General features: G+C 60.5%; 1 protein-coding gene. It reads left to right on the top strand.

Annotated features, from left to right (window positions below; all coding sequences use genetic code 11):
• Positions 1-45: 45 nt before the first annotated feature.
• Positions 46-13,953: a non-ribosomal peptide synthetase gene (locus tag EEB12_RS06315; RefSeq protein WP_141487527.1), complete on the top strand. Its 13,908-nt coding sequence runs from the start codon at positions 46-48 to the stop codon at positions 13,951-13,953.
• Positions 13,954-14,026: the final 73 nt, after the last annotated feature.

The following is a 14,026-nucleotide window of genomic DNA, read 5'->3' as shown; positions in this document are numbered from 1 at the left end:
CTCGGCCGGGGCGCACTTCACGAAAGTCAGTTGGAGGAAGTGTAGATGTCCGTCGGTATTCCGGGACCGCAGTCGCTGACGATCGAAGATCTGCCGAAGTTGGTAGCTGCAGTTGCGGCGGTAGATCCTGATCGTGTGGCCCTGAGCCACGGTGGAACCGAAATCAGCTACGGACGACTCAATGACGAGTTGGTCACTCTCGACACCGCGATGGGTGGGGCATTGGGGGCGGATGCCCTGGTTCCTGTTGTCGTTTCCACGGTGCTGCCGGAGCTGATCGCCAGCGAGGCCGACGGTCTCGGCGCGGTGGTCGACCGGCTCATCGCCGACGGCACTTCGATCGTCGAGGTCGCGTCCGAGGCCGACGCACACGTGACCCTAGCCGGACTCTTCGACGAGCAGGTCGAGCGGACGCCGGATGCGCTCGCGCTGGATTACGCCGGAACGCAGCTCACTTACGCGCAGTTCGACGCGCGAGCGAACCGCCTGGCCCGTGAACTCGTCGCGGCAGGTGTCGGACCGGACAGCCTCGTCGGTCTCGCGATGCGTCGATCGATCGATCTCCTCGTCTCGATGTACGCGATCGTCAAGGCCGGCGGCGCGTACGTTCCACTCGACCCGGATCATCCTGCCGACCGTCTCGCTTACGTACTCGAGATCGCGAAGCCCACGGCTGTGCTCACACGTACGTCCGATGCCGTGGTGCTGCCGCACGGTACGCCCACGCTCGACGTCGACACCCTCGACTTGTCGGGTCGTGCCGAGACAACTGTCACCGACGCCGACCGGTTGGCGCCGCTGCGCGCGGACAACACTGCGTATGTCATCTTCACGTCCGGATCGACCGGACGCCCCAAAGGCGTTGCAGTCTCTCACCGTGCCATCGTCGCGAACCTGCAATGGCGTCAGACCGAGTACGGATTCACTGCCGACGACGTGATCTTGCAGAAGACGCCCTTCACTTTCGATGTGTCCGTGTGGGAGTTCTTCTGGCCGCTGCAGGTCGGTGCATCGCTGGTGATCGCGGAACCCGACGGACATCGTGATCCGGTGTACGTGGCTCGCACGATGATCGAGCGCGGAGTGACGGCGGTGCACTTCGTGCCGTCGATGCTCGCCGTGTTCGTCGCCGAACCCCTTGTTGCGCAGGTCAAAACCCTTCGCTACGTGTTCGCTTCCGGTGAGGCGTTGCCGGCTCGAACCGCGGCACGTCTGCGCGAGGTCAGCAGTGCTGGACTCCACAATCTGTACGGCCCGACCGAGGCTGCCGTCGACGTGACTTATTACGAAACCGGTGAGCGAGATCAGGTGTCCGTGCCGATCGGCGCGGCCGTGGCAGACACCGAACTCCTGGTGCTCGACGACGCGCTCCGGCCGTCGCCTTCAGGAGTGGCAGGAGAGCTCTATCTTGCCGGGATTCAGCTGGCCAGGGGATACGTGTCGCGTCCCGATCTCACGGCAGACCGTTTCGTGGCTCGGCCGGGCACTACCGACGGATCGCGGATGTATCGAACCGGAGACCTGGTGCGTTGGCGCGGCGTCGGAGCGAACCGCCAGCTCGAATACATCGGTCGCACTGACTTTCAGGTCAAGCTCCGCGGTCTGCGCATCGAACTCGGTGAGATCGAGGCGGCACTGCTCGATTGTGAAGGTGTTTCCCAAGCCGTGGTGATCGTCCATTCGGACGAAACGATCGGTGACAACTTGGTCGCGTACATCGTCGGCGAGGGCATCGATTCAGAGATTCTGACGTCGTCGCTGGGTGAACGGCTACCCGACTACATGGTCCCTGCCATGTTCGTCGAACTGGACGAGTTTCCGCTCAATGCCAGCGGCAAGCTGGATCGAAAAGCCTTGCCCGCACCCGAATTCGTGTCGAAGACGGTCGAGTACCGCGAGCCTGCGACACCCACCGAAGCCGGCGTGGTCGCGATCTTTGCCGATCTACTCGGGCAGGATCGGGTAGGGGCAGACGACGGCTTCTTCGAGCTGGGCGGCAACTCGTTGCTCGCCACTCGCGTGGTTGCGCGGATCAATGCCGAACACGGCATCTCCATCGACATGCGCAACTTCTTCGACGCACCCACCGCCGCAGAACTTGCCGTCTTCATCGACGAAGCGAAAATCTCAGAAGACCGCAAGGCTCACGTTCCCCTGATCCCTCGCGAGCGCCCCGAGTTGGTTCCGCTGTCTTTGGCGCAGCAGCGCATGTGGTTCCTCAACCGATTCGAACCAGAATCGGCAGTCGACCACATTCCGGTCGCGCTGCGTCTCAGCGGAGCGCTCGATGTCGATGCCTTGCAGGGCGCGCTCGAAGATTTGATCGAGCGGCACGAGATCCTTCGAACCGTGTACCCGGAGGTCGACGGCGTCGGATATCAGCGCTTGGTCGACCTTGCAGCCGTGGTACCGAACCTGACTCCCATACGGGTAGACGAGTCGGCGATCGTCGAGCGCGTGACCGACTTCGTTACCCCGGGGTTCGACGTGACCACCGAGGTTCCGATTCGGGCGGCACTCTTCCAACCCACCGCCGACGAATTTGTCCTCGTGTTCGTCGTCCATCACATCAGCGGTGACGGGTTCTCCATGGGACCGTTGACCAAGGACATCGTTTCGTCCTATGTGTCTCGGACACAGGGAATTGCGCATGATCTGGCTCCGCTGCCCGTACAGTTCGCCGACTTTGCACTGTGGCAGCGCGAAGTTCTCGGCAGTGAGGACGACCCGGATTCTCTGATCACTCGCCAGGTCGACTACTGGCGCCACGCGTTGGCCGGTATCCCCGATCAGCTCGATCTTCCGTCGGACCGCCCGCGCCCGCGCGTCGCGTCGAACCGGGGAGCCGGGCACACATTCACGATCGAGCCTGACCTTCACCAGGCTCTCAATCGAATTGCGCTGGACAACAACGCATCCCTGTTCATGGTGTTGCACAGTGCCGTGGCGATTCTGCTGGCGCGGTTGTCCGGGACTTCGGACATTGCGATCGGCACTCCGGTCGCCGGTCGAGGCGATCAAGCTCTCGATGACCTCATCGGGATGTTCGTCAATACGCTCGTGCTCCGCACAGATGTTGACGTCAACATGTCTTTCATCGACTTGATCGCCCGGGTTCGAGATATCGATCTCGATGGATTCGGTAACTCGGACGTTCCGTTCGAGCGGTTGGTGGAGGTGCTCAATCCCTCGCGATCGCAGTCGAGGAATCCGCTGTTTCAAGTGATGCTCTCTATGCAGAATCTTGGGCAGAGCACGCAAAGCAGCCTCGAGGTACCGGGATTGACCATCTCTGGGCTTGATGTCGATTCGGCGACAGCCAAATTCGACTTGCAGTTCACGATCTGGGAGTCCGACGCGACTGCTGCGTCAGGGGGCCTGAGCGTGGCACTCGTTTATGCGACGGATTTGTTCGACGAGGCGTCGGTGAAATCTTTTGCCGGTCGGTTGACTGTGATTCTCGAAGCGATCGCTGCGGATGCCGCGGTAGTGGTCGGTGATATCGATTTGCTCGATGCTGCCGAGCGTTCGGATGTTTTGGATTCTTGGATGGTTCCTGGTGTCGAGGTTGAGCCAGGCACGACGTTGGTGTCGATGTTCGATGCGAGGGTTGCGGGTGAGGCTTCGTCGACCGCTGTGGTGTTCGAGGATCGCCGGTTGTCGTTCGGTGAACTGGATGCGGCGGCAAATCGGTTGGCGCGCAAGCTGATCGAGTCGGGTGTTGGTCCGGAGTCGTTGGTGGCGGTTATTTTGCCGCGGTCGGTCGAGTTGGTTGTCACGTTGTTGGCTGTGGTGAAGGCCGGGGGTGGCTATCTGCCGATTGATCCGACGTATCCGGCGGAGCGTATCGCTTTCACGTTGGGGGACGCGCGTCCTGTGTGCGTCGTCGCTGCGGGTGATGTCGTCGATGTCGAGGTGCCAGTTCTTGATGTGATGGCGTTGGACTTGGCGAATTACGACGGTTCGCCGGTGTCGGACGGTGATCGTCGTTCTGCGTTGCGTGCCGATGATATTGCCTACGTGATCTATACGTCCGGTTCGACTGGGAAGCCGAAGGGTGTGGCGGTCAGTCATCGGAATGTGGTGGAGTTGTTTGCGAATGCTCAGCCGCGGTTCGGTTTCGATGGTTCGGACGTGTGGACGTTGTTCCACAGTTACGCGTTCGATTTCTCGGTGTGGGAGTTGTGGGGCCCGCTGTTGTACGGCGGCACTGTTGTGGTGGTGGATTACCTGACTTCTCGCTCGCCGGAGCAGTTCCGTGAGTTGGTTGTGCGGGAGCGGGTGACGGTGCTCAATCAGACTCCTTCGGCGTTCTATCAGTTCGCCGAGGCGGATCGGATGGCTGGTGATTCGGCCGGTTCGTTGTCGTTGCGTCATGTGATCTTCGGCGGTGAGGCGCTGGATTTGTCTCAATTGGTGCGTTGGTATGACCGTCATGACGATAGTTCTCCGCGATTGGTGAACATGTACGGGATTACCGAGACCACTGTGCATGTGTCGTTCTCGGCACTCGACTCGGTGATGGTTCGGAAGGCGACCGGTTCGGTTATCGGCCGTGGCCTTGGTGGGTTGTCGGTGTTCGTACTCGACGATCGGCTTCGCCCTGTGCCGGTAGGTGTTCGAGGAGAAATGTATGTCGCTGGTGGACAGCTTTCGCGTGGGTATGTGGGCCAGCCCGGGCTGACTGCTGGTCGTTTTGTTGCGAACCCGTTCGGACGCAGCGGTTCCGGTGATCAGATGTACCGGACAGGTGATATTGCGCGGTGGAATGCCGACGGGGTGCTCGAGTATGCGGGCCGAAGTGATTCGCAGATTCAGTTGCGTGGGTTCCGGATTGAACTCGGCGAGGTCGAGGCTGCGTTGTTGCGTGTGCCTGGGGTGGCTGGCGCTGTGGCGGTTGTGCGCTCGGATGTTGCGCTCGGTGATCGTCTTGTGGGGTATGTGATCCCCGAGGCTGGCATGGATCTTGCTGCTTCCGTTGTGTCGACGAGGGTGAGCGAGTTCTTGACCGGGTACATGGTTCCGGATGCTGTGGTGGTGCTCGAGGAGCTTCCGCTGACGGTGAACGGTAAGTTGGATCGGAAGGCGTTGCCGGAGCCAGTATTCGAGGTGCGGGAGTATCGAACACCCGCGACTGATACGGAGTTGGCGGTAGCGGCCGTCTTTGCCGACGTTCTGGGGGTCGAGCGTGTCGGGTTGGATGATGATTTCTTTGCTTTGGGTGGCAATTCGCTCGTAGCCACACGATTGGTCGCCAGGCTCGGGCGAGCGCTCGAGACGACGATCCCCGTGAGGGTCCTGTTCGAAAATTCGAATGTAGAGTCGCTGGCGGCGGCGATCTCGTCACACGTCAGTTCCGGGAACATTCCGGCACTAGTTGCAGGACCTCGCCCCACGACGATTCCGTTGTCACTTGCTCAGCAGCGCATGTGGTTCCTGAGCCGCTTCGACCCCGAATCGGCCGTCAACAATATTCCGATTGCGCTGCGTTTGAGTGGCCAGTTGAACCTGTCGGCACTGCAGTTGGCCGTATCGGATGTGGTGGATCGGCACGAATCGCTACGGACGATCTACCCCGAGGCGGGTGGGCAAGGTCAGCAGGTGATTCTGCCTGCCTCAGAGGTATCTTTTGATCTCACCCCAGTCACTCTGGGCGGAACTCGGGTCGAAGAGGCACTGCTGACGCTCGCTCTGGCAGGGTTCGATGTGACAACGTCGGTACCGTTCCGTGTGCAGTTGTTCGAGGTGGGGGCGGACGCATTTGTTCTCGCCTTCGTTGTGCACCACATCGCAGCGGACGGGTTCTCGATGCGTCCGCTGACTCGGGATGTCATGGTTGCCTACGCCGCTCGGGTTTCGAACGGCGTTCCGAATTGGACTCCGCTCGAGGTGCAGTACGCCGATTATGCACTCTGGCAGCGGGAGGTCCTCGGCGACGAGGACGACCCGAATTCGTTGATCTCGGCTCAGCTGGACCACTGGCGCTCCGTCCTCCGTGATTCTCCGGAAGTGCTTGCGTTACCAGCTGACCGCCCCCGCCCGGTCGTCGCCTCGAATCGTGGCGCTACGTATCGCTTCTCCGTCAGCGAAGAGCTTCGGTCGAGCTTGGACTCACTCGCACGCGAGCGGAACGCGTCGCTGTTCATGGTGATGCATTCGGCCCTCGCCGTGCTTCTCGCAAGGTTGTCCGGTACCAGTGACATCGTGATCGGTACTCCGGTTGCCGGGCGAGGCGAAAAGGCGCTCGACGATGTGATCGGTATGTTCGTGAATACGCTGGTCCTGCGGACTCCTGTCGACCTCGCCAGTCCGTTCAGTGCACTCGTCTCGGCAACGCGGAGGACGGACCTTCAGGCGCTCGGCAACGGCGATGTTCCGTTCGAGCGATTGGTCGAGGTACTGGACCCCACCCGATCGCAGGCACATCACCCGCTGTTCCAGGTCGCGCTGTTCTTTCAGAACATGTCCCAGGATGCGTTGGAGCTTTCGGGGTTGGAGGTGTCGGGCCTCGAGTTCGATGCCGGTATCGCGAAATTCGATCTTCAACTTACTCTCGCTCCCCGTGTCGAAGATGCGCTCGAAGACGGCATGTTCGCCGAGTTCGCATACGCCACAGATCTGTTCGACGAGTCGACGATTCGTGGATTCGCCGATCGGTTCACCAGGATCCTCGAGCAGGTGGTCGTGGATCCGTCGATCACTGTGGGTGACATCGATCTGTTGGAGGAGACCGAGCGCGAGTCGCTGTTGACTGCGCGCAACTCCACCGCGCGTGACGTCGGGAACAGTGAGACATTGGCTTCGCTGTTCGACACTCGCGTTGCGTTGGCGCCCGATGCTGTTGCCGTGGTGTTCGACGGCCAGTCGCTGACCTATGGCGAGGTGTCCGATCGTGTGAACAAATTGGCACGCAAGCTGATCGACGATGGTGTTGGGCCCGAGTCGTTGGTGGCCTTGGCGATGCGTCGGTCGCTCGATCTCGTAGTGGGTATGTACGCGGTGATCGCCGCGGGCGGAGCCTACGTGCCATTGGATCCCGATCACCCCGCCGAGCGGATCGGGCACATCCTCACGACGGCCGATCCAGTCTGTGTGCTGTCGACGACGAGGGACGCTTTCGTAGCGCCGAACGGCGCCGACGTGCTGTTGATCGATGCTGCTGACCTCTCGAGCTATTCGCCTTCCGTCGTTTCCGATGCTGATCGTCGTGGTCGACTGCGTGATGTGAATGCCGCCTACGTGATCTTCACCTCGGGTTCCACGGGCAAGCCCAAGGGCGTTGCGGTCTCGCATCACGCCATCGTGAACCAGGTCCTGTGGATGCAGGATCAGTACGCCATCGGCACAGAAGATGTCTATCTGCAAAAGACTGCAACGACATTCGACGTCTCGTTGTGGGGATACTTCACCGCGCTTCTGTCCGGTACGAGAGTGGTGCTGGCATCTCACGACGGACATCGAGATCCCGCGTATCTGGCTGGTCTGATCGAAGATCATCGGGTGACGTTGACGGACTTCGTTCCGTCGATGTTGACCGTCTTCGCGACGTCGGTTCCGGAACACGCATTGGTGTCGCTGAGGGACGTATTCGTGATCGGTGAGGCATTGCCGCTCGAGACGGTGCGTGCATTCGCTCGGGTGTCCTCTGCAGGTTTGCACAATGTGTACGGCCCTACCGAGGCTGCGGTCTCGATCACCTACTACGAGGTCGACGGATCGGAGTCGACAGGTACTCCGATCGGTGTGCCCGAGTGGAACTCGCAGGTCTACGTGTTGGATAGTCGGTTGCATCCGGTGCCGGTAGGCGTTGCAGGTGAGCTGTATCTGGCCGGTGATCAACTTGCGCGCGGTTATGTCGCGCGACCCGATCTCACCAGTGATCGCTTTGTCGCGAACCCATTTGTGGAGGCGAGCGACACGAACGGTGAAGTAAATGCCGGTGGCAGTCGGATGTATCGCACCGGGGACCTGGTGTGGTGGAACACCGCAGGCGAGCTCGAGTATGTCGGGCGTACCGATTTTCAGGTCAAGTTCCGTGGTCAGAGGATCGAACTGGGTGAGATTGAGTCAGCTCTTCTGGCGCACTCGACGGTAGCTCAGTGTGTGGTCACTGTGGCATCCACCGATATGGGCGATCAGTTGGTCGCGTATGTGATCGCTGTCCCGGATTCTGTGGTCGACGTAGAAGCCCTGAGGAATGCGCTTCCTGAATCGCTACCTGTCTACATGATTCCGAACGTGATCATGATCTTGGACGAGTTTCCTCTGAACTCCTCTGGGAAGTTGGATCGGAAGTTGTTGCCGGAGCCGGTATTCGAGGCTGCGGTCTTCCGGGCCCCGGTCACGCCGGTAGAGCAAATTGTCGCTTCTGTTTTCTCGGCGGTACTCGGGGTCGAGCGAGTGGGTCTCGATGACGACTTCTTCGCACTCGGCGGAAACTCTTTGATCGCTACTCGAATGGCAGCTCGGTTGGGGCAGGCGCTCGATGCGCAGGTTCCGGTGCGGGTGTTGTTCGAGGCGTCGTCGGTGGAGTTGTTGGCCGCACGGATGGAGTCGGAGATCGGTTCGGGTGCGCGGGCGGCGTTGACGGCTCGGGTGCGTCCGGAGCGGGTGCCGTTGTCGTTGGCGCAGCAGCGGATGTGGTTCTTGAACCGTTTCGATACGTTGTCGTCGGCGAACAATATTCCGGTGGCGATTCGGTTGTCGGGGTTGTTGGATGTGGCGGCGTTGGATGCTGCTGTGTCGGATGTTGTTGCGCGGCATGAGATTTTGCGGACGGTGTATCCGGAGGTCGACGGTGTCGGCTTCCAGGAGGTGTTGTCGGCGGATCGGGTGCGGTTGGATTTGTCGCCGGTTGTGGTGTCGGAGTCCGATGTCGTTGGTGCGGTGACGGAGTTTTTGTCGACCGGTTTCGATGTGGCGGTGGAGGTTCCGGTTCGGGCGCGGTTGTTCGCGGTGTCGGAGTCGGAGTTCGTGTTGGCGTTGGTGGTTCATCACATCAGTGGTGATGGTGTGTCGATGGGGCCGTTGACGCGTGATGTGATGGTGGCGTACGAGGCTCGTTCTCGGGGTGAGGTTCCGGGGTGGGCGCCGTTGGCGGTGCAGTATGCGGATTACGCGTTGTGGCAGCGGGAGACTCTTGGTTCGGAAGATGATGCGGGGTCGTTGATTTCGCGTCAGATCGGGTTCTGGGAGTCGGCGTTGGCGGGGTTGCCGGATCAGTTGGATTTGCCGGCTGATCGTCCGCGGCCTGCGGTGGCGTCCAATCGTGGGGCCAAGCATGCGTTCGTCATCGGAGAAATTGAGCATTCGTCTCTGAAAAAGATAGCGCGTGAGTCGAATTCGTCGTTGTTCATGGTGGTGCATGCGGCGTTGGCGGTGTTGTTGGCGCGGTTGTCGAGTACGTCCGATATTGCGATCGGTACTCCGGTGGCGGGTCGTGGTGAGCAGGTTCTCGATGATTTGATCGGGATGTTCGTCAATACGTTGGTGTTGCGAACGGAGGTGGATTCTTCGGAGTCGTTCTCGGAGTTGTTGGGCCGGGTTCGTGAGGGTGATCTGGGTGCGTTTGCGCATGTAGATCTCCCATTCGAGCGTTTGGTGGAGGTGCTTAATCCGGCGCGGTCGCAGGCTCGTAATCCGTTGTTCCAGGTGATGCTGTCGTTCCAGAACATGGAGCAGTCGGTGCTTCGACTTGGTGATCTGACAGTTGCGGGCGTCGACGCCAACACCGTGGCGGCGAAGTTCGATCTGCAGTTGACCATGGTCGAGCAGTTCGACGAGTCCGGTGCGCCGGCGGGGATGGCGGCGCAATTCACGTATGCGACGGATTTGTTCGACGAGTCGACTGTGGCTGGCTTTGCCGACAGGTTCGGGCGCATCCTTGCTGCGATCACCGTCGATCCGTCAGTTCGGTTGGGTGATATCGACGTACTTACTGCTGCTGAGCGCAGCAACCTTCTCAGCTGGTCCACTGGTGGGCGCACAGCGTTGGCAGGGGCCTCCCTGACTGCGATGTTCGACGAACAGGTTGGGCAGACCCCTGATTCTCTTGCCGTCGAGTGCGATGGCGAGGCGCTGACCTACGGGCAACTCGACGCCTACGCAAACGTGGTGGCCGAGCGATTGACGGCGGCCGGCGTCGGTCCGGATGACGTCGTCGCGTTGATCGTGCCGAGGTCGGTCGAGTGGGTCGTAGGTATGTTGGCGGCGTGGAAGGCGGGTGCTGCGTACGGGCCGATCGATCCGTCGTACCCACAGGATCGGATCGAAGCGATAATTGCCGACACTGGCGCCCGATGTGCGGTGAGTACGACGACTCTCGATCTGGCGGTGGACGTCATCGTCCTCGACAGCATCATTCGCGATTCGCCGATTGTGGAGGGGCCGACGGATCGATGGCGTGAGCTCGCTGCGGGGGACCGCTTGGGGTATGTCATTTCGACATCCGGTTCGACTGGTCGTCCGAAGCCGACGTTGGTGCCGATGGCGGGCATCGAGAATACGGTGGCCTGGTATCGCAGCGAGTTGCCCGAAACTGGTGCTCTTTTGATCGCGTCTTCACCCAGTTTCGACCTGACGCAGAAGAACGTCTGGGCAGCGCTGAGCAGCGGTCGGACCGCAGTGCTTGCCTCAGACGGTTTCGATCCGGATGCGATCGTCGCTCGCGTCGGGCACGGTGACGTCGCAGTGGCGAACATGTCGCCGAGCGCATTCGAAGCCGTGGTGGATTCCGATGAGGAGTCTGCTCTGAGCGTTCTCGATGTTGTGTTCCTTGGAGGCGAGTCGATCCGGCTCAATCGTCTTGGCAGTTTGTTGTCAGGCGGCGTACGCCTGGTGAACAGTTACGGCCCGACGGAAGCGTCGGACGTGGTCTCGTTCCACGTAGTGACTGCGCATGACACCGTCAGCGTTCCGATCGGTGCACCGGTGCCGAACATGGATCTGTTCGTTCTGGATCGGTCGTTGGGTATCGTGCCGCCGGGCGTGATCGGCGAGTTGTATGTCGGTGGTGTCGGTGTCGGTCGCGGATACGGAAACCGAGCAGCGTTGACGGCGGAGCGTTTCGTCGCCAACCCCTTTGCGGGCGGGGAAAGGGGCGCCTCAGATGGCGGCAGCAGGTTGTATCGAACCGGCGACCTCGTCAGGTGGAACGGTCGGGGCGAGCTCGAGTACATCGGCCGATCGGATTTCCAGGTCAAACTGCGGGGGCAGCGTATCGAACTCGGCGAGATCGAATCTGCTCTGATCTCGCACGAGGCGGTTTCAGATGCGGTGGTCGTCCTGCACAGCGATGCGACGTTCGGCGACAGCCTGGTCGGGTATGTCGTGGGAACTTCAGTAGATGCGTCCGAAGTTCTGGAGTCTGCCCGGGCCGTGCTTCCGACGTACATGGTGCCCTCGAAGGTTCTTGTCCTCGACGAGCTTCCTCTCAATGCTTCGGGCAAATTGGATCGAAAGGCTCTCCCGTCACCGGTATTCGAGGCAGCAGAGTTTCGGGCGCCGGTCACAGCGGTGCAGGAAATTGTTGCGTCGGTGTTCGGAGATGTGTTGGGCGCGGAGCGGGTCGGTCTGGATGACGATTTCTTTGCGCTGGGTGGTAATTCGTTGATCGCTACCAGGTTGGCAGCAAGATTGGGACAGGCGCTCGATGCGCAGGTCCCGGTGCGCGTGCTGTTCGAGAACTCGACAGTGGAAGGTTTGGCTGCAGTAGCGCAAAAGACCGCAGGTTCCGGTGCGAGGATGGAGTTGGAGGCGCGGGAACGTCCAGAACGTCTTCCTCTGTCCTTGGCCCAGCAGCGAATGTGGTTGGTAAACCAGATGGATCCCGGTTCTGCGGTATACAACATTCCGTTGGCTCTGCGATTGACAGGGAACTTGGATGTCGCGGCTTTGCGCCAGGCTCTTCACGACGTTTTGGTTCGACATGAGTCGCTCCGGACCAGCTACCCGAGTGACATCGAAGGGCCGGTTCAGAAAATCGTCGCGATCGACGAACTCCTTTCGCCTCTCGAAACGATTCAGGTGGACGACGAGGCCGCGGCGTTCAATCGCGTCGTGGAGTTGGTGACGACCGGATTCGACGTAGCTCAGGAAGTACCTGTACGCACTGGGTTGCTCGAGTTGGGGCCGGCAGACTTCATATTCGTCTTGGTCGCTCATCACATCGCCGCTGACGGTGAATCGATGGGACCTCTGGCCCGAGACATGATGGTCGCCTATGAGGCCCGCATGCGCGGTACCGCGCCGTCGTGGACGCCGTTGACTGTTCAGTACGCGGACTTCGCGATCTGGCAGCGCGAAGTGCTCGGTAGCATCGACGAGATCGGCTCGCAGGCTGCACAGCAACTCGACTTCTGGCGCCGGACGTTGAACGGTGTGTCGTCGACGCCCGGATTGCCTTCCGACCGTCAGCGACCCGCGCATATGTCTGCAAAGGCCGGTGTCTCGGAGTTCTCCGTCAGTGCGGACACGGCGACGCGGCTCAACGAGATTGCGCGCGAACACAACGCCACATTGTTCATGGTTGTGCATGCCGCGCTTGCAGTTCTCATCTCACGGTTGAGCGGAAGCCGAGATTTCGCGATCGGAACAGTTGTAGCCGGGCGAGGTGAGCAGCAACTGGACGACATAGTCGGAATGTTCGTCAACACGCTCGCACTCAGGACCGCTCCGGACCTCGGAGCAGGATTCGGCGAATTGGTCTCGCTGGTTCGAAATGTCGATCTCGAGGCATTTGCGAACGGCGACATACCGTTCGAGGAAGTTACCGGCGCGTTGTCGGCGTCAGCGAACGAGCTTTTCCAGGTTGCACTGTCGGTCGAACCGATGGCAGGAGCCGAGTTCAGTCTGCCGGATCTGAAGATCTCGGCAGTCGAGGGTGTGGAGGCGACTGCGAAGTTCGACCTCCAACTCAATCTCAGTTCTGATCCGATCACAGGAGGACTGATTGGCCATTTGGTTTTCGCCGCCGATCTTTTCGACCAAGCGACCGCCGACGCACATGTCGAGCGATTCGTACGCGTTCTCGATCGGGTGTCCTCGGATCCTTCACGTCCGATCGGTGACATCGAACTGCTCACCGACTCCGAACGAGCAGAAGTCCTCGGCTCCGTGGACACAACGCCACCCCCGGCCGTTGGCGCTTCGACGGGCCGACTCGTGCCACAGCGATTGGCGAACTCCGTTGAGGCTGATCCTGACGCCGTAGCAGTCGTGTGCGATGAAGAGGAAGTGACATACCACGAGGTCGATGCACGATCATCTCGCCTTGCGCGCCACCTCATCAGTCTTGGGATCGGCCCGGGTGACGCAGTTGCGATGACAGGGCTGCGTGGCATCGAACTGGTAGTGGCGATCTGGGCGCTGTCCAAAGCAGGCGCGGCAGTACTCGTGGGAACTACAACAGGAGCAGCGCGTACGCCTGGAAGAGGAACAAACCCGAGTGTGGCCTTGACGCTGACTTCGGGCAGTGCAGATTCTGATGTCGCGCTGGATACGATCCTCGACGTGAACGAGTCCGAGGTTGTCGAATTGGTGGCGTCGTATTCGAGTCGTTCCATGAACTACACGGATCGGCTTCGTCCGCTGAGTGGGGACGACGTCGCGGTCGTGGTTACCGGATCACACTCTGACCAGATCACCCATGGAGAGCTCGCAGCGAAGTTGGATGCTATGTCGCAAAAGCACGACGTCGACTACGAATCGCGTTTGATGTACTTCGGTCCCGACGACGATGAAACATCGGTTCTGACGATTCTGCTTGGCGGGGCGGTCGGTGGCGTCGTACTTCTTTCCTCGGAAGAGGCGAAGGACGCAGAGGTACACGAGCTCCTTGAAGAGGAGTGGGTTTCGCACGCGGTTGGTCCGACAGACGTCTTCACAGATGTCGTCGAAGGAGGTCTGCCTGATCTACGCCTGGCCTGTGATCCCGCGACGTGGACTCTGAGCTGACGCCGCCGTTCAGGAAGTCGATGGACTCCCATATCCCGAACAGTCCGATGATGTCCACTCCGCGACAGCTGTA

The sequence above is a fragment of the Rhodococcus sp. WS1 genome, assembly GCF_003797745.1.
Lineage (GTDB): Bacteria > Actinomycetota > Actinomycetes > Mycobacteriales > Mycobacteriaceae > Rhodococcus_F > Rhodococcus_F erythropolis.
Note: the sequence above shows the minus strand (reverse complement) of the source record. Positions and strands in the feature narration are given on the sequence as shown.

Coding starts and splice junctions, on each gene's coding strand:
- EEB12_RS06315 (WP_141487527.1), top strand. CDS start 46: ATGTCCGTCGGTATTCCGGGACCGCAGTCGCTGACGATCGAAGATCTG.